The following is a 16,666-nucleotide window of genomic DNA, read 5'->3' on the forward strand; positions in this document are numbered from 1 at the left end:
CACGGATCAGAAGCGTTGCAGGGGTCAGAGGGTGGGGATGGTGCCGCCGTCCACGACGTGCTCCGCGCCGACGATGGCCGATGCGCGATCGGAGACGAGGAACGCCACCAACTCCGCCACCTCCTCGGGCTGGTTGGGGCGGCCGAGGGGGATGCCACCGAGGGAGTCCATCAGGGACGCCAGGGCGGAGTCGCGGTCGCCGGTCCGCTCGGCGATGCGGTCGATGAGGTGGTCCGCCGCCTCGGTGCGGATGAAGCCGGGCGAAACCGTGTTGACGCGCACGCCGTGCGGTGCGACCTGGGTGGCCAGGCCCTTGCTGTAGGTGGTCAGTGCGCCCTTGGCCGCCGCGTAGCCCAGGGTCCCGTCCCACAACGGCATGCGGCGCTGGATGGAGGAGATGTGGACGACGGCCCCACGGCCCTGCTCGAGCATGCCGGGGATCAAGGCCCGGTCCAGGCGGACCGCGGCGAGCAGGTTCCAGTTGAGCTCCTGTTGCCAGACCTCTTCCGTCAGCACCTGGAACCCGCCGGAGGGCGCGGCCGAGCCGCCCAGCGTGTGCACCAGGATGTCCACGCCGCCCAGTCGCCGCTGCGTCTCGGCAGCGACCAGTTCGCTGCCGTCGGGTGTGGTCAGGTCGGCGCCGACGAAGTCCTCCTCGGCCAGATCGGTCGGCTTGGTGCGGGCCGTGACCAGCACTGTCGCCCCGGCTGCGCGCAGGCGCGCGGCGATCGCCGCGCCCGTGCCTTTGCTGCCGCCGGTGACCAGGGCGCGGCGGCCTTCGAGTGACGCGTCGATGACAGAGGGCATGGTGCGTCCGTTCCGGGGCATGCCGATGGCACACCCCTAGTTACTGCTAAAATAGAACCTAGTAACTTTCACTTTAGCAGTGACTAGGGAGGGTGCCGTCATGGCGAGCCGGATCAGGCTGGAAGACAGGGAGTGCCCGCTGTCGACGACGGTGCAGCACGCCGGCGAGTGGTGGACCCTGTTGATCCTCCACGACGCCTTCGACGGATACACGCGGTTCGACCAGTTCCAGCAGAGCCTCAACATCTCCACGAGCATGCTCACCGCACGGCTGAAGACCCTGGTGACGGACGGCCTGCTGGAGCGGCGGCCCTACCAGACGAACCCGTTGCGTCACGAGTACGTGCTCACCGAGCGCGGACGCTCCCTGCGCCCGGTGATCGTGGCTCTGGCCGCCTGGGGCAACCAGCACCTGGCGCCGGAGGAGCGGTCGATGGTCCTGGTCGACGCCGCGACCGGTGAGGAGGCCGAACCGGTCGTCGTCGACGCGCGCACCGGTCGGCGACTGGACGACAGCGACGCCTTCGTCTTCGCGGCGGGCCCGGCCGCAGGGCCGGAGATGCGCGCCCGCTACACCGAACTCGGGCGCGACCGGCACGAGCGGGCGACGACGCCGCGCGCCTGAACCACGGCGTGGAGTCCGCCCTTGGTGTGCACCGACGCCCGGAACATGAAGGACCCCAGTGCGTGGTTCGGGCATTCGGACTGAAGTGACCTCCGGGTCCGACACGGACCGCAGCGCCGCGGAGCTCTTCAGGGGGGCCGAACCGCACCCGTGCGGTTCGGCCCCACTGGCTCTTCGCTGTTGTGCGCAGGGACGGCGGCGCGTCATGTGCCTTCATGGCCGCGACGAAGACGTGTCGAAGAGAGTCATGAGAACACCGCGCACATGTGGCCCACCGATGTCGGTGGGCCACATTCCTGAACGGATGGAACGCTCTGACTATCCCTCGTGCCAGAAGTTGCTCTCGGTTCCGTACGTCGAGACCGTGAAGGTGCCGGTGTTGTATTCGGTACCGATTTCCTTGACTCCGTCCCAGAAGGCGGCGTACACGGTCACAGTGGTGTGCGCGGCCGACGAGGAGGCGCACTTTCCGGGCTCGGCCCAGATGTACGTGCTCGAATTGACCCGAATGCCGGATGTATAGTCCCCGCGCGCACAGATCGTGACGGTGCCACTGGCCGTGCTCGCGGACGCAGCACCTCCACCCGCGACAACGAGAGCAGCGGCGATTCCCGCGCCCGCCACGGTCTTCTTGATTCGTGCCGACAACATGAGGTGAAACTCTCCTAATGTACGTGATGTGCGAGCCGGCCGTCATGAGACGTGCCCTGCCTGGCGCGGAAATCGGAAACGATGAAATCGCCATTTCGGAATGGTAGATGCATCGTTGCGCACCAATTCCCGGTGGGGCGCCACCCGGCCTGCCCGGAATTTGCGACGATTAATGATCACCATGGTGTGTCGTGGGATGTCAAGCCAGAGAACAAGCCACCTCAAATTGCGCCACCCGCGTGCCAGAAATGTGTTGCAGGGTCTTCGGAGATTGTTCGAGGGTACAGTTGTGCAGTGCAATTCACGTTCACTTCACTCTCTCTGCGCATCTGCCCGTCTGCGTGATTTCCCCCTGTCGAGACATCCGTGTCTCCCCTGGTCACTGACGGCCTTCAGTCCGCTGGGCTGCGGCCTTCTCGTCCAGTCCTGCCTTCAAGAGGAATGATCAACAAGGGTGGATCCTGGGGCATCAACATTCGGAGGATCCTTCGAGATGCTCAAGGTTTTTGGCGAAAGACGAGCCTGGTGGCAATGTGTAAAGACTTCACCGAATCGAAGTAGCCCCTTGACGGGCGGGCCGGCGTGAAGATTGAATCCCTTCTTGTCACGGGGTGGCCGAGAAGAATCGGTTCGACATCCGTGAGAGTTTTCAATCCCGTTGCAATGGAGGTGCACAGATGGCTCTCGTCCGTCTCGTCAAGAAGGCCATGCCCGAGAAGAGCCTCAAGGCTTACGCCTGGTACGGCTGGATCTGATTTCGGTATGACTCGTGGCCCGCGTTCGACTCGGAATACCGAGGTCGGCGCGGGCCGCCTCATTGATGGAGTTCACGTGACGGTGGTTCATACGGACGGCAGGAAGCGGTTCACGCAGTTCGCCCCGCGCATGGCCAACCTGCTGCAGGAGCACACAGGTGACGCGCTATTCCGGCTGGAATCCGACACGATCGGCGTTGCCGACCCCGAGCTGCTCGACGCTCTGCTGCGCGCCAGGCCGGCGAACGCCGAGGAACGACCGACGTTCAAGCCGGTGCGCGGCAGAACGGTTCCCAGGTCGGACGCCTCGACCTATATGCAGGCGGTCGGGGCGGACGTGCGCACCGCGTTGAAGAAGCCCGTCGACGACACCGTCGACCTGACGGGAATCTGGCCGAAGGTGCCGCACGACTACCTGCACCGCCTCGTGTTCGGCGACATGCAACTGCGCTTCAGGACCCTGGTCGACCGCCGGCTGGAGCTCACCCCCAAGCTCACGTGGTCCGCGGTGACCGCCGGAGCCGCTCTCCTGGGGAAGCCGCGCAAGGACACGTCCATGTCCAGCCTGGCGAATCTCGTGCTGAGCGCCGAGTCGTACGACGACAGGCGCTATGCGATGTATCTGTACCGGCGCGTCGCCGCACCTGTCTGTTTCACCGTCGCCGCGCTCGTCACGAACGCTGTTTGGCTCGGCGCCCCGTTCCGTGAGGACGTGTCCAACCGGGAGATCATCTGGGAGTCCCTGCGGCTGCTGCCGGTGTCCTGGAACATCCTGCGCATGGCCTCTCCGGAATTCGGTGCGGTCGACCGGCGGATTGGAGATGGCGACGACGTTCTGCTGCTGCCCATCCTCAGCCACCGCGACCCCAAGCTCTGGGACGATCCGAACGAGTTTATCCCCGAACGCTGGCGGGAGCTCGACCCGGAGAGTCATCCCGGGTACCTGCCCTTCGGGCATTCCGACGAGCGCTGCTGGGGACGCCACATGGTTCTCCCTCTCGCCGAGCGCCTGCTGGACGTCGTGCGCCGGGACGGCCTGACCGTGAGCCCCGAGCAGACCGTCGGCCGCGTCGAGTTGGACGGTCTCCTCGAGATCGCCCGGGTGCGCGTGACCCGTGCTTGAGGGGCACAAGTGAGCCAATCGCGGCGCGGAAGAAGGTGAGGTGTCCACCGGATGCCGACCGGTGCCTCGCCGACAGACCATGACTCGTGCCGAAGTCCCGCCGCTCACTGGAAGGCGTGCAGCGACAGTCACCACCTCGGCTGACGGGCTCCGCGCCAGTACGGACCCTGGCCCCCCGAGGGTCCGTACCGATGCGGGCGACTCTCGCCGAACTCAACGGCCTTGGTTCCGCCGGACGTTGTTGTAGATGCGCAGAAGGTGCTTGGCGGCCGGGCAGGCGACGCCGTTGTGCCCACACTGTCGACAGGTGCGCATGTGACTGTCGTAGGTGGCGCGCGCCTGCTCGATGGATGGGTCCTGCGAAGAGGTCATGACGGTCCTCGTGCTCGAGGGAAGGGGATACAAGAAAAGATGATGATCTTGTTACTTGCGGTAGTGGAAGCGCATTCCACAGGATCATGAGCGAGCGGAGGTTCGCGCCGCATCGGGCTGAGGAGCGGGCGGGCCCTGATGGTCCCTTCGGCAGTGGGCCGACAGGGGGTACGCGGGTGTCGAGTTGACCGGTTGAAAGCGGCGCACGACAGGTGGCTGGGCGAGTGAATGCGCAGCCTGCCCTGCGGATGGCCTCGCGCCGAGCGCCTCCCGCCGCGCAACTCGGGGCTGAGCCGCAGACAGCGGAGGAACTGCGCGCTGTTCACCCGGAAGAGGATCGCCGCCCGACACCGCACCGGCCCGCGGAGTTCAGGTCATCAAGGCTGCAGGCGCCCCCGGTGGCTGTTTACGGCTCCAGGTGCCCGGACGCCTCCGAGTGCCCCTCGGGCCTGTCCGCTCGACCCAGTTCCCTGAGCATGTGCACCGCAGCGGAGTTCCTTCCCACGGTCGACCTGTGGCCCGGGGTTGTGCCGCCGGTGCCGTAGCGGTCGGTGTGTGGAGGAGGCCGGGGGCGGGGGAGTCGGCATGGCGGGTCCTGTTCCGGGTGGCGCGTACCGGTCGCCCGTACAGGATGCTCGAAAAATAGAACGCACATTCGAAATATGGCGTTGGGGAGCGCCGGGTACAAGGCGGGACGGGCGGCGGAAGATGTCCGCACCTATGCCCCGAGTCGGCGCAGCGCCTGTGGGCCCACTGGATCGGTGGGCCCCGCAGGCATGTCTCGGCGAGGTGCTGTCAGCTGGTGAGCGACCGCCCGGCGCGGGACCGTGATGCCTGCTTGATGGTGTCGAGCAGGCGGTGCTGCGCGAGCGCGTGGTCGAAACCCGGCACTGTCCCGGTTCCCTCGCGGAGATCGATGGCGAGAGCGGCATAGACCTGCGCGACGTTGTGCGCGGGGCCCACGAGGTCGCGGGGCACCCCGTCGAAGTAGCGGCCGGGAATGTCGATCGGCGTGACGACGGCATCGCTGCCGCGCGCACCTTCCAGGCGCAGGTCGGCCACTTGCAGGTTGCCGTTGATGCCGGGAGCGGTCAGCACCAGATCGCCCTCGGTGCCGTTGATCTCCCAGCGCAGGTTGTCTCCGCGCGAGTGGGCTCCCCTGTAGAAGATCGAGGCGGCCGCGCCGCTGCGCAGTGTGCCGGTGACGGACACCTGGTCGGGCGCGGTGACCGGAATCGTGACGTTCTCGTCGGTGAGGCGGACTTCGGTACGGCCCCGGACCAGATGGGCAGACACTTCGTCGAATTCCCCGAGCACGGAGTTCACGGCGTCCAGGGCGTGCATGACCGGAACCTCGAGGGTGGCGGCGCCGCTGGCATCGTCGAAGATGTACGCGTGTGAGCGGTCCGTCTCACCGCCCCAGGCGACACCCGATCCGACCAGTGTCGTGCCCAGCACCTTGCCCACGTAGCCGTCGGCGATCAGATGGGCGGCGTGACGGACGGCGGGAGCGAAGCGCCCCTGCAGTCCGATGGTCGTGTGCACCCCGGCTGCGCGGGCAAGGTCCGCCAGAGCCGTGGCCTCGTCCATGTCGACTCCGAGCGGCCACTCGCTGTAGACGGCCTTTCCCGCCTCCAGGGCTGCGGACACCAGGGCGTTGTGGTGGCTGACCTTCACCGCCACGACCACCAGATCCACGCCGGGGTGGGCGATCAGGTCGTGGTGGTTGTCGAAGGCGTCCGCGACGCCGAACTTTCTGGCCGCTGCTTCTGCGGACTCGCGCCTGGTGGTGCTGATCGCACGGAGCTCGTAGTCGGACAATGCCTGAAGGGCGGGCACGTGACCGATCGCCGCCCAGCCGTGGGGGCTGGCTCCGATGATGCCGACGCCGATCTTTGTCATGGTTCTCCTCATGTGAGGGGGGGCAGTCCGCCACGCCTCCGATGCTCTCGCCGAGCTCATACAGTGGGGGGAGAGGCAGGTGATTCGCCTGGCACTCGCTGCAGGCGTTACCGAGCTTCACATAGGGGGAGAAGCCGTACAAGAAGGCACTTTCAGGTGCTCAGGTATCCCGGAGGGAACCGTGGCAGTGACGGTCGTGCAAGAGCCTCGTGTCCATGCGGCTGGGTCGCCGAACTGCCGAGAGGAATCCCGCCCCCTGATCCGCAGTGTGCTGGAACGGGTCGGTGACAAGTGGAGCGTCGCCGTGGTGTGCCAGTTGGGCGAATCGACCTACCGGTTCAACGAGTTGCGGCGGTTGGTCAGCCCCATCACTCAGCGGATGCTCAGCGCCACGCTGCGCGGTCTGGAGCGGGACGGACTGGTGAGCCGTACCGTGCACCCCACCTCTCCGCCGCGCGTCGACTACGCGCTGACCGGGCGCGGGCGGTCGCTGCTGGTGGTGCTCCGCGATCTCGCAGGGTGGGCCGAAGCTCACGCGGAGGAGATCGGCTCGTCGCGTGCGGAGTTCGACCAGCGGGAGGCGTGAGCTGATCGGGAACTGCCTCGCCGGTACGCACGGGTGACTCCACGGAGCGGTCGGAACGGCTGTTCCTGAGGAGGAGACCGAGTCTCTGCATCCAGGTGCCCCCGTCGCCTTCGATGTTCGGGGCGGGGACCGGTACGCGGGCAAGCCCCGCAGATGGACCATCCCGACGAGCGCCCCGGTCGTCCGGGCGCACGGTGAATCGTCCGGCCACGGAGACTTCGGGCTCGCTGCCACTTCCCAGTCCCTCCCCACGGATGCATTGTCCGGACCTGGGGCGGACATGCTCGTACGGACGAACCCCCACGTGCGTGATGCGATCGAGTACGTCCGTGACGTCGTGACCGCCACGGACGTCGCCGCGGTCACGATGCCGCGATACGGAGTCCAGGAGGAGCCTGCCTTCGCCCAGGTGCGCCGCGCGCTGTTCGTGGGGCCGGCCTCACGCTGGTTCTCATCGGTACTGGCCTGCTTGTGTCGACTCCGGCGCAGTTGCGGTCGCTCGGTGCTTGCCTGGTCGGTGCTGTGGCAGACCGCGTGACGCTGCTCAGCCTGCCGGCGCTGTGGCGACTCACGCGGCCCGATGGTCTGCGCACCGGGTGATGGGACGCGGGAGGAGACCGGTTCGAGCCCTGGAGGACACGTGCACCGAGTGAGCGCATGATCTTGAGAGCCTCGATCATTTGTATGGTCAGGGCGCAGGGATACCTTCCCTTCAGGGGCCGGCCCTGAGGTTCGCCGACGGATAACTGTGCATTCGTCGGCGAGGCCATCCGCCGTGCTGCTGCGGCCTTTCCCCCGAAGGGTGCAGCAGATAGTGGATACGGGTGTCCTGGTCGGCAGACAGTCCAGGGCACCCCTCCGGCCACTTCAACATGGCGGCGAGTGCCATTCCGGTCGCCATCCTCTCGCACGCGGTGCGTCGCCGTGGCCGTACCTGCAGAGGCGCCGAAGATCGCGGGTGCGGCCGATGCGTCGACTCGCCGGTTTCGTAGTCGCTCGGCACACGGCCTGTTCCGGGCTATCCGAGGTGAAGAACAGCGACGATGAGACGACAGTGGATTCCGATGCCGCCGATGGGGAGCCCGCTCCTGCGGCGGCCGTCACGTAGAGCGAGAAGGATCCGTGATGCGAGCGCTCGTCCTGAAGGAATACGACACGCCCCTGGAACTGACGGAGGTCGACACTCCGAAAGCCGGACCGGGACAGGTCCTGGTGAGAATCGCCGCCAGCGGCGTGAACCCGCTGGACATCAAGATCCGGACCGGTAACGCGGCCCATGCCGAGCGGATCCTGCCCGCCGTGCTGGGACTCGACCTCGCCGGTGTGGTCGAGGCGGTGGGGGAGGGCGTCACCGGATTCGCGCCCGGCGACGAAGTGTACGGACTCACGGGTGGCGTCGGCGATCTTCAAGGCTCTCTCGCGGAGTATGCGGCCGTGGACGCGCGGCTCCTGGCGCACAAGCCGTCCGCGCTCACCCTCCGTGAGGCGGCGGCCCTGCCTCTGGTCACCATCACCGCTTGGGAGGGCCTGGTCGACCGCGCCGACGTCGGGGTCGGCGAAAAGGTTCTCGTGCACGGTGGCGCGGGTGGCATCGGCCACGTGGCGATCCAGATCGCCCGCTCCCGTGGCGCCGAGGTGTTCGCCACCGGCTCGCCCTCGAAGCTCGACAGGATTCGGGAACTGGGGGCCACGCCGATCGACTACACAGCCGAAGACGTGCAGGAATACACCGCCTTGCACACTCACGGGCAGGGCTTCGACGTCGTGTTCGACACAGCCGGTGGCGCGACGCTGGACGCCTCCTTCGCCGCGGTCCGTACCTACACGGGTCGGGTCGTGAGTGCGCTCGGCTGGGGCACTCACTCCCTGGCGCCCCTGTCGTTCCGCGGAGCCACGTACTCAGGCATCTTCAGCCTCCTGCCGCTGCTCACCGGCCGCGGACGGGCCCACCACGGGGAGATCATGGCGAAAGCCACGACTCTCGTCGACCAGGGCGTTCTGAAGCCGCTGGTAGATCCCCGCCGCTTCACTTTCGAGACGGTCGCCGACGCCCACGCTCTCGTGGCGAGTGGCAACGCCCAGGGCAAAGTGGTGGTCGACGTGTGACAAGGCCGGTGAGCGCCTCGAACAGGAGACAGGACAGGTCACTGAGGCGCCGACGACCGCGCTGGGCAAGGTGATGTCGATCGACCTCGACCCCCGGGCCGGGCTCATCAGGCCCGACGAGCGACTGCTCGCAAGTGGTGATGAAGCCACCCGCTTCTGCGAGTTGACCCTCGGCGGGGATCCGAGCCACGTTGTGTGACGGTCGTCGTTCCGCGGCCCCGGCGCAGCGACGCCGGGGCCGCGGAATCGGCCGGGAACCTGGGTAACTGCCCTCGCTGTGCGGGAAACGGGATGGCGCGGACACGGTCCGGGAACCTCGGCTCACCAGCTGTCAGGGGCGTGTCATGGGAGCAGCGGACCCCTGAGGAAGAGGGCCACAATCGCGGAATGTCGGGGACGCCCTGGGGTGCCTTCGGTGCGGCGGAAAATTCAGTCCGGCCTTCCGCAGACGCTGGGGAGAGCGCCTCCGGAAGGTGTCCGAATTTCCCTGACTGAGTGCGTGGGGTTGCCAGAAAAATACCCGCGGGGCCGGGTCCCCGCAGTCAATTTGGCCATGTCTGGGATGCGGTAAACGATCGAGAGTCCAGAGAACGTGCGCAGACGTCGGCACGGGGACCGCCGACGTGACGGAGCGCCGTGCGTGGCGTCAGGTTGGTGTCCGCCGCAGGAGTGCCGTACCAGGCGGCGTGCCGATGGCTTGGCGTCGTGTTTTTTTGATGCGAATCTGTCCCTTGACGGTAGACGAAAGATCCTGTGAGCGCGGCATGCCTATGATTTTCGAGGTCTCGATCATATTTTCTGGACTCCATCACAATAGGTGACCGTCGTCACTTTTTAACTGCGAATAAAGTTCTATCGAGTTTCGTTTCTCGCGGCATGAAACTCATTTCCACGCCCTTCGGCGCGCGCGCCACGGCGGCAGAAGTTCTCGACGGAGTCGACCTGACCGGGCGCCGAATGATCGTCACGGGAGGGGCCTCGGGGCTGGGAGCGGAGACGGCCCGAGCCCTGGCCGGCGCCGGTGCGCATGTCACCATCGCCACACGCAACCCCGCCCTCGCGGCGCCCATCACGGATCAGTATGCGAACACCCGGGCTGTCGCTCTGGACCTCGCCGACCTGGGCTCGGTCCGGGCATTCTCTGAAAGCTGGGACGGCCCGGTCGACACGATCGTGGCCAACGCCGGAGTGATGATGCTCCCCATCCGCCAGATCAACGCGCAGGGCTGGGAATTGCAGCTCGCCACCAACTTCCTCGGACACTTCGCCCTGGTGACCGGCCTGCGTGCCGCACTCCGCGCGGCCGCCGATCCTCGCGTGGTCGTCGTCAGCTCCGGTGCCCAGCTGCGCGCAGGCTTCGACTTCGACGATCCGCAGTTCGAACGACGCCCCTACGACCCGTTCATCGCCTACGCCCAGTCCAAGACGGCCGACGTGCTGCTCGCCGTCGGGATAAGCCGCCACTGGGCCGAGGACGGTATAGCCGCCAACGCGTGCGCACCCGGGTGGATACACACCAATCTGGCGCGCCATCTGGACGAGGACACCCTGCGGGCCATGGGCGTCATGGACGACGAGGGGCGCATTCTCACTCCCCTCCACTTCAAGACTCTGGAACAAGGAGCGGCAACCAGCAGCCTGCTCGCCGCGTCGCCCCTTCTCTCCGGTGTGAGCGGCCGCTACTTCGAGGACAACCAAGAGGCCGAGACCGTCGACGGTGGGCCCGACGTGCCCGCGGGGGTCGCCCGATGGGCCACCGACTCCGAGGCCGCGGACCGGCTGTGGGATTACGCGTTCCCCGTCGTGGACGAGGCCCTCAGGCCGGTCGCTGACAGCCTGCCGTCCCACTCCTGATTCCCATTCGACCTGGCGGTTCCTGATCACATGGCCCGCGGGCTGTTGCGTGATGGCGCACGGCCTGCAGGCCATGTGTGAACCCCCGTAGTGAAGCCCGTACTTCGGGCTTGCGTCGCCATCGACGACCGGGGGACATCTCATGACACGACGCCTGCACAAGCCCGTGCCTCCGTGAGGCCGGTCATGGGAACTGCCGCGCAAGCCCATAGGGGGATCTGTGTGCCACAACGCAGCTCGGTGAAGGTGTCGACGGGCCCCGCGGCGAGTCGGCCGGAGGAGACGAACAGGTGCTCGGTGGTGCCGGTCGTGTGCGGCACGCCGTCCAGGTGTGTCTCGGGGGTATCCGCAGGCGCCGGATCTCCTCTGTGCACCCACCGCGACCGCGGTGCTGCTCGCTGGCGGTCGCCGGACGGCGGGGCGTCATCACCGTTCCCGGTGTGCGGCGGTGTAGGAGACGCGGATACGGCCTCCTTGGACAGATCCCGTGCGATGACCTTGGCGACCTCCGTACGCGGTGCCTCCGTGGCCTCCCTCGGCCCTCCGGCGTGTCCAGCCGGACATCGGGATGCGGCGCGGTGAACTCGATCCGGGCCTGGCCGGCAAGTGACTCTTGGCGGCCAGGTCCCAGCCCTGAGCCCGGCCGGCGGCCTTCGATCAGGTGGCCCGCGGTGTGGAGGGCGGTATGCGCGATGCGGGTCGGCAGATCTATGGACCTGGTCGAGCATGAGTCGGAAGGGTGAGGAACGGCCGCGGCCGCCGGAAGCCGGAGGTGGTGAGTGCTGGCAACGATCTTCCCGGACATGCTTGCCGCTCCGGTTCTCATGTCTGCGCGTCCAGATATTTGACTTTACGAATGGAATTGGTGAAGAAGGTATCGGCGGCGTGTGATGCTGACGCCGGAAGAGTCGATAAAAAGGGATGATCGCGAAATGTATTCTGGTCGAGCATGGCGGCTGGTGAGGTTCGGTTCGCCGGTGGACTCCATCGAACTCCAGCAGATGATCTGGCCCGAGCCCGAACCAGGGCAGGTGCTGATCCGTGTGCGAGCGGCCGGGGCGGGATATCCGGACGCAATGATGGCCGCAGGCCATTTCCCGCTGCTGGGCGATCCGCCCTTCGGTCTCGGCGAGGAGGCCGCCGGTGAGGTTGTCGCCGTGCCGTCCGGCTCGCGGTTCTCCGTGGGGGATCAAGTGACCGGAATCACCGGATTTCTCGAGGGGTGGGGCGGCTACGCCGAATACACGTACCTGCGCGAGGAATCCACCATCCGGATCCCGGCGCGGATGACCACCGAGGAGGCCGGCGGATTCCCGATCGCGTTCCGCACGGCATACGCCGGTCTGATCGACCGCGCTCCGCTCGAAGCCGATCAGGTGCTCCTGGTGCTGGGAGCCGCCGGCAGCAGTGGTGGAGCCGCCGTGCAGCTCGGCAAGGCGCTCGGGGCAACAGTGATCGCCGTCGCCGGCAGCCGGGAGAAGCTGGACTTCTGCACGCGTCATGGTGCCGACCACGTCGTGAATCACCGGTCCGACGATCTTCCCGTGCGCGTCAAGGAAATCACCAGTGACCGGGGAGCGGACGTCATCTTCGACCCGGTGGGCGGTGACACGGCCTCCACGGCGCTGCAAGCGATCGCGCGCAACGGGCGAGTGGTGCTCATCGGTGTAGCCAGCGGGAAGCCCGTGGCGCTGGACCCCATGGACATGCTGCTCCGCAACTACTCGGCCGTGGGCGTCCTGGCCACCCCCGGCAGCGCGGCAGCCGAAGCGGTCGTATGGGAGCGGCTGGCGGATCTGGCGGACAGAGGTGCGCTCAGCACACCGGTGGGCCGTGTCTACGAGTTCTGGGAGGTGCCCGAGATGATCGCTCAGCAGACGGCACCGGCCGCGGGAAAGTCCGTCGTGCGGATCACCTCGGAATGACGGAGTTCACTCGGTGGGCGTCGGGAAACCTGCGCCGTATTCCTTTGGTGATCTTTCCACCCGCCATGCGGCGCCCGTCCGGTCGTCACGATCCTGTCGAGCCGACTTCTTCAGGCCAGCAGAACGGTAAGTCTGATCAGTGGATGCATTCGCCGAACCGGGCGGAACATGCACGCACGTTTCGTGGACTCCTGAGCATGTAATTTGCGCGTGTAACCCCCTAGCATGGTCAATGTTGGAAGGGTGCCCGACCGATATGGCGCAGCATTTACTCCGTGAAGCCTGCCGGACGATGACTGATGCGGATCCTTTCAGTCGAATTCATGGAATTCGTCAGGTAATGACGACGCGAGGGGAAGACGCATGTCTGCTGACAAATACAGTCAGCCCACCATTCTGCTGGTTCATGGGGCCTGGCACGGTGCCTGGTGCTGGGACAAGCTGGTTCCGGAACTCAAGGCACGAGGGTGGGACGTGGCGACAGTGGACCTCCCGAGTGCTTCGGCGGAGGCCGAGCAGACCGCCGGCATGTACGACGATGCCCGCGTCATCCGCGAGAAGCTCGCCGCGATCCCCGGGCCCGTGGCCGTTGTCGCGCATTCCTACGGAGGAATCCCCGCGACGGAGGCGGCCGCCGGCGCGGACAACGTCTCCCGCCTGATCTACCTGGCCGCGTTCCAGCTGGAGGAGGGCGACTCGCTGGCCAACCAGTCCGGCGGCGCCCTTCCGGTCGGTGACACCGGCACCCTGCCCCCGAACCCCGAGCACCGGGAGTACTTCTACAACGGGGTGACGGACGAGGACGCCGCCTGGGCGGCCGAGCGGCTCGTGCCGCAGAGCATCAAGTCCTTCAGCGAGCCGCTGACCGCCACGTCCTGGAAGAACGTGGAATCCAGCTACATCGCCTGCGAACTGGACAACGCACTCCCGCTGGCATTCCAGCAGGGGATGGCGGCGCGGTCGGGCAAGACCTACCAGCTGCCGTCGGGGCACTCGGCGTTCCTGTCGATGCCGGACGAGCTGGCGGAGACGATCGCCCTCGCCATCCTCGACTGATCCGGCTGGAACGCCCCCTGCCGCCGACATCGAGAGAACCGTGTCCGGCGGCAGGGGGCGTTCCAGCTTCCACGCAGCGCCGCTGCGGTGCGGTACCCATCCTGAGACGGCCAGTCTCTCCATGGTGGATGCGCCGCAGCAGCGCCGTATCAGCGCTGCGTGGTGACGCCGCGGCCCCAGGGACGATTCCCAGGCGTGTTCCACACCGAGCGCCTTCCCCGAGCATCAGCGAGATGATCCACTTCGGAGACGGCCGGACTCATCGAGCTGAGCAGGTCCACCGCGCCTGCCCACCGGACCCTCGCGCAGGAAGACCGGATTCCTGGATGTTTTCAGGACCGGCGGACTCTGGTGGGATCGATGCATGCTGCAAGAGTCCCGGAAACCATCATCCCGGGTGAAGCGGGTTGTCCGGCGGCTCTCGCTGGACCTTGCGGTGGCCGGCTGCGGTGTGCTCGGGGCGGCAGCCGTCCTGGTCACCGATCATGCGAGGGACGCGTCGAGCCACGAGTGGCCGACCGTCCGAGTAGGGCAGACATGCCGCTCCACGTTCGACTTCGCCACAGAGGTGTCCTGTGAGTACCTGGGCATCGACGACGTGCGGTACAACTGCACCGCCGTCCGGTTGGGCCCCTGTCCGCCCACCGAGGAGATCGTCCTGAAGAACGTGGGCCGTGACACGGTAATCGTGGAATCCTTCAGCGGCCCGCCCACCGGCGGCAGGACACCGCACCTGTCATCGCCGGTGCACTCGGGAGAGTCGGTCGTCGTGCGTCCCGCCGCCGCGGGCCACCTGCTGGTCGACATCGACATCCATGTCTCCGGCCGAGCCCCCGCCGCGCTGAAGATCACAAAGGTCGCCTGAGCCAGGCGAGACCGGCTCGCTGCTTCCTGAAGTGTTCCGGTTACGGCGGAGGCTGCAATGTGTCCAGAGGCTACGATCTGTCCAGACGCGGAGCGAAACCGCTGAGCGCCCGCGGGGACCCCGTCGCCGCGCCGGTCGCCGGCGTTGCGTGGCGCTGTGCGCGAGTCCCGGGCCGACGGTACCCGCATTCACTTGTGGTCCTGTGCCGGCACGGACAACCAGAAGTGGTCCACCGCATGAGCGGCGGGACCACCCGGCCGCCACGACAGGCCGAGCAAGACCGGTGTCCGTTGTGACTGCGAATGGCGCGGTCACTCCCGTGACTGGTGCGAGAGCATTTGTACGAGCACTGCGCGATGCACCGGCTGCGCCGCGCCGTACACCTCGCGTCCCTGAGCGGGTCTGTACAACGAGCGGTCCGCCTCGACCTGGACCGTGATGGACGCGGCGCGCAGACTCCGTTGGATGTTGTCCCGGATGCCACGACCGATGTTCCGCGTGTGGCCCCGGTTCAGCGCCCGCTCGAGGGCGGCACCGATGGACTTGGGCAGATACAGCTCGTGGTCCACCAGGGCGCATGCGCGGGTGGTGGCGTAGGCGGCGAAGACGCCGATCTGGCAGTTCTAGGTGCGGCCGGCGGTGCCGGAGTACTGGTGCTGCTGCACGCCTGCGGAGGTGGTGCCATTCCTGACGAAGCCGGTGTCGTCCAGGATGAGCACCCCGCCGTCCTCGCCGAGCTTCTCGGCGGCGTATGCCTGCAGGTCGTCGCGGACACTGTCGGCATCCCAGGTGGCCCTGTCCAACAGCCGCTGCAGGCCGTCGGGGGTGCGGTGGCCTGCGTATTCGGCCAGCTGCCAGCTGTTCTTGGCCGACTGGGCCGAGTAGGGCGCGGAGATAGTCACGCATGCGAAGTCGTAGGTCAGCACGGCCGAAACGGTGGACGATGCGCCGGAAGAGGTCGTCAAGTTCACGGTCCCAGGTCACGTCCGCAAGGTCGTCGATCACGCCGAGACACTGCCCGGATCACCATTCAGACAGTTTTCGAGGCCACTCGTTGGAGGGGCGGTCCGGCAAGACCGCCCCTGCCGTGCCCTCCGCCAACTGCACTCCCGACGATGCCTCTGACCAGGCCAGATAGCGAAGCGCTGCTGGAGTACTAAGCGGAGGGAAGGTCCGTCTTTTCAATCCTGCAGCTGCGGAATCAAGCTCACCGGCGAGGGCGGGCTGCTGCAACAGCTGACGAAGAGGATCCTCGAGGCCGCCCTCGAAGGCGAGATCACTGACCATCTCGGCCATGAGAAGCACGAGAAGACGGCCTCAAGCAACACCCGCAACGGCATCCGTTCCAAGACCGTGGTGACCGAGGTCGGCCCGGTCCGACTCGATGTGCCCCTCGATCGCGAGGGCAGTTTCGAGCCGCAGATCGTGAAGAAGCGCCAGCGGCGGCTGACCAGGGTCGACGAGCTGGTGCTGTCGTTGTCCGCCCGCGGACTCACTCACGGCGAGATCTCCGCCCATCTGGCCGAGGTATATGGCGCCGAGGTCTCCAAGACCACCATCTCCACGATCACTGACAAGGTGCTCGAGGGCATGCACGAATGGCAGAACCGGCCTCTCGACTCGGTCTATCCGGTCTTGTTCATCGACTGCGTCCATGTGAAGCTGCGCGACGGCAAGGTTGCCGACAGACCGATCTACATCGTGCTCGCGGTCACGGTCGAAGGCACCCGGGAGATCCTCGGTCGGTGGGCCGGCGACGGCGGCGAAGGCGCCAAGTACCTGGCTCCAGGTGCTGACAGAGATCAAGAAACGCGGGACGGACGACGTCTGCATGGTCGTCTGCGACGGCCTCAAGGGCCTTCCCGACGCGATTGAGACGGTCTGGCCCCAAGCGATCACGCAGACCTGCGTGGCGAGGCCGGCCTGGCCTACGTGGTCGCGCTCAAGCCGCACCGCGGCACCTGGGCCCTGGCCGACCAGCCGCACACTCCTGTCGAAGCGGCCCGCGCCTTGACCTGGCGCGATGCCAAGCGTCCAGG

The 16,666-nt window shown here is 66.9% G+C and carries 14 protein-coding genes and 2 pseudogenes; 11 read left to right on the top strand and 5 right to left on the bottom strand.

Annotated features, from left to right (window positions below):
* Window positions 1-24 precede the first annotated feature (24 nt).
* On the bottom strand, window positions 25-807 hold the full coding sequence (locus FNH09_RS02280; RefSeq protein WP_152884514.1) for an SDR family oxidoreductase: 783 nt from the start codon (window positions 805-807) through the stop codon (window positions 25-27).
* Window positions 808-907: 100 nt separating this feature from the next.
* Between FNH09_RS02280 and FNH09_RS02285 the strand changes: the two genes are divergently transcribed.
* On the top strand, window positions 908-1,432 hold the full coding sequence (locus FNH09_RS02285) for a winged helix-turn-helix transcriptional regulator (protein WP_152884518.1): 525 nt from the start codon (window positions 908-910) through the stop codon (window positions 1,430-1,432).
* 318 nt (window positions 1,433-1,750) lie between these two features.
* Here the strand turns inward: FNH09_RS02285 and FNH09_RS02290 are convergent, their stop codons facing one another.
* Window positions 1,751-2,083, bottom strand: coding sequence for a hypothetical protein (locus tag FNH09_RS02290; protein ID WP_152884519.1), 333 nt, complete (start codon window positions 2,081-2,083; stop codon window positions 1,751-1,753).
* A 677-nt stretch (window positions 2,084-2,760) separates the two neighbouring features.
* On the opposite strand from FNH09_RS02290, the gene FNH09_RS50015 reads away from it, so the two are divergent.
* A complete protein-coding gene (locus tag FNH09_RS50015) occupies window positions 2,761-2,838 on the top strand; it encodes a tryptorubin family RiPP precursor (RefSeq protein WP_420802732.1) in 78 nt (25 codons plus the stop codon).
* 130 nt (window positions 2,839-2,968) lie between these two features.
* On the top strand, window positions 2,969-3,961 hold the full coding sequence (locus tag FNH09_RS02295; protein WP_238426398.1) for a cytochrome P450: 993 nt from the start codon (window positions 2,969-2,971) through the stop codon (window positions 3,959-3,961).
* A 213-nt stretch (window positions 3,962-4,174) separates the two neighbouring features.
* On the opposite strand, the gene FNH09_RS47515 is transcribed toward FNH09_RS02295, so the two are convergent.
* Window positions 4,175-4,333 (bottom strand): hypothetical protein, encoded by a 159-nt coding sequence (locus tag FNH09_RS47515; RefSeq protein ID WP_202919568.1) that lies wholly within the window; start codon window positions 4,331-4,333, stop codon window positions 4,175-4,177.
* Between the two features lie 795 nt (window positions 4,334-5,128).
* Window positions 5,129-6,235, bottom strand: a complete 1,107-nt coding sequence (locus tag FNH09_RS02300) for a Gfo/Idh/MocA family protein (RefSeq protein ID WP_152884521.1) — start codon at window positions 6,233-6,235, stop codon at window positions 5,129-5,131.
* Between the two features lie 268 nt (window positions 6,236-6,503).
* Here FNH09_RS02300 and FNH09_RS02305 point away from each other — a divergent pair, with 268 nt between their 5' ends.
* The 7 genes from FNH09_RS02305 to FNH09_RS02335 all read left to right on the top strand — a co-directional run bounded on the left by FNH09_RS02305 (window position 6,504) and on the right by FNH09_RS02335 (window position 14,627).
* On the top strand, window positions 6,504-6,821 hold the full coding sequence (locus tag FNH09_RS02305) for a winged helix-turn-helix transcriptional regulator (protein WP_338017440.1): 318 nt from the start codon (window positions 6,504-6,506) through the stop codon (window positions 6,819-6,821).
* A 304-nt stretch (window positions 6,822-7,125) separates the two neighbouring features.
* A complete protein-coding gene (locus tag FNH09_RS48120; protein ID WP_152884522.1) occupies window positions 7,126-7,359 on the top strand; it encodes a hypothetical protein in 234 nt (77 codons plus the stop codon).
* Between the two features lie 587 nt (window positions 7,360-7,946).
* Entirely contained in the window at window positions 7,947-8,927 is a 981-nt protein-coding gene (locus tag FNH09_RS02315; RefSeq protein WP_152884524.1) for a zinc-dependent alcohol dehydrogenase family protein, read from the top strand.
* 876 nt (window positions 8,928-9,803) lie between these two features.
* On the top strand, window positions 9,804-10,781 hold the full coding sequence (locus tag FNH09_RS02320; RefSeq protein WP_152884526.1) for an SDR family NAD(P)-dependent oxidoreductase: 978 nt from the start codon (window positions 9,804-9,806) through the stop codon (window positions 10,779-10,781).
* Window positions 10,782-11,671: 890 nt separating this feature from the next.
* Window positions 11,672-12,706: a quinone oxidoreductase family protein gene (locus FNH09_RS02325; protein WP_238426400.1), complete on the top strand. Its 1,035-nt coding sequence runs from the start codon at window positions 11,672-11,674 to the stop codon at window positions 12,704-12,706.
* Between the two features lie 363 nt (window positions 12,707-13,069).
* Complete coding sequence (locus FNH09_RS02330) at window positions 13,070-13,762, top strand: alpha/beta hydrolase (RefSeq protein ID WP_152884531.1); 693 nt, start codon at window positions 13,070-13,072, stop codon at window positions 13,760-13,762.
* Between the two features lie 397 nt (window positions 13,763-14,159).
* A complete protein-coding gene (locus FNH09_RS02335; RefSeq protein ID WP_152884532.1) occupies window positions 14,160-14,627 on the top strand; it encodes a hypothetical protein in 468 nt (155 codons plus the stop codon).
* A 539-nt stretch (window positions 14,628-15,166) separates the two neighbouring features.
* Here FNH09_RS02335 and FNH09_RS02340 read toward each other — a convergent pair.
* Window positions 15,167-15,611: pseudogene (locus FNH09_RS02340) on the bottom strand (IS701 family transposase); the annotation flags it as partial.
* Window positions 15,612-15,824: 213 nt separating this feature from the next.
* Between FNH09_RS02340 and FNH09_RS02350 the strand changes: the two are divergent.
* A pseudogene (locus tag FNH09_RS02350) lies at window positions 15,825-16,578 on the top strand (IS256 family transposase); the annotation flags it as partial.
* Window positions 16,579-16,666 lie beyond the last annotated feature (88 nt).

The organism is Streptomyces adustus (genome assembly GCF_009377175.1).
Classification (GTDB): domain Bacteria; phylum Actinomycetota; class Actinomycetes; order Streptomycetales; family Streptomycetaceae; genus Streptomyces; species Streptomyces adustus.

Bases quoted from the DNA above. Each gene is read 5' to 3' on its own strand.
- FNH09_RS02315 (WP_152884524.1), top strand. From the start codon at position 7,947: ATGCGAGCGCTCGTCCTGAAGGAATACGACACGCCCCTGGAACTGACG.
- FNH09_RS02300 (WP_152884521.1), bottom strand. From the start codon at position 6,235: ATGACAAAGATCGGCGTCGGCATCATCGGAGCCAGCCCCCACGGCTGG.
- FNH09_RS02325 (WP_238426400.1), top strand. From the start codon at position 11,672: ATGCTGACGCCGGAAGAGTCGATAAAAAGGGATGATCGCGAAATGTAT.
- FNH09_RS02285 (WP_152884518.1), top strand. From the start codon at position 908: ATGGCGAGCCGGATCAGGCTGGAAGACAGGGAGTGCCCGCTGTCGACG.
- FNH09_RS47515 (WP_202919568.1), bottom strand. From the start codon at position 4,333: ATGACCTCTTCGCAGGACCCATCCATCGAGCAGGCGCGCGCCACCTAC.
- FNH09_RS02280 (WP_152884514.1), bottom strand. From the start codon at position 807: ATGCCCTCTGTCATCGACGCGTCACTCGAAGGCCGCCGCGCCCTGGTC.
- FNH09_RS02295 (WP_238426398.1), top strand. From the start codon at position 2,969: ATGGCCAACCTGCTGCAGGAGCACACAGGTGACGCGCTATTCCGGCTG.
- FNH09_RS02320 (WP_152884526.1), top strand. From the start codon at position 9,804: ATGAAACTCATTTCCACGCCCTTCGGCGCGCGCGCCACGGCGGCAGAA.
- FNH09_RS50015 (WP_420802732.1), top strand. From the start codon at position 2,761: ATGGCTCTCGTCCGTCTCGTCAAGAAGGCCATGCCCGAGAAGAGCCTC.
- FNH09_RS02290 (WP_152884519.1), bottom strand. From the start codon at position 2,083: ATGTTGTCGGCACGAATCAAGAAGACCGTGGCGGGCGCGGGAATCGCC.
- FNH09_RS02330 (WP_152884531.1), top strand. From the start codon at position 13,070: ATGTCTGCTGACAAATACAGTCAGCCCACCATTCTGCTGGTTCATGGG.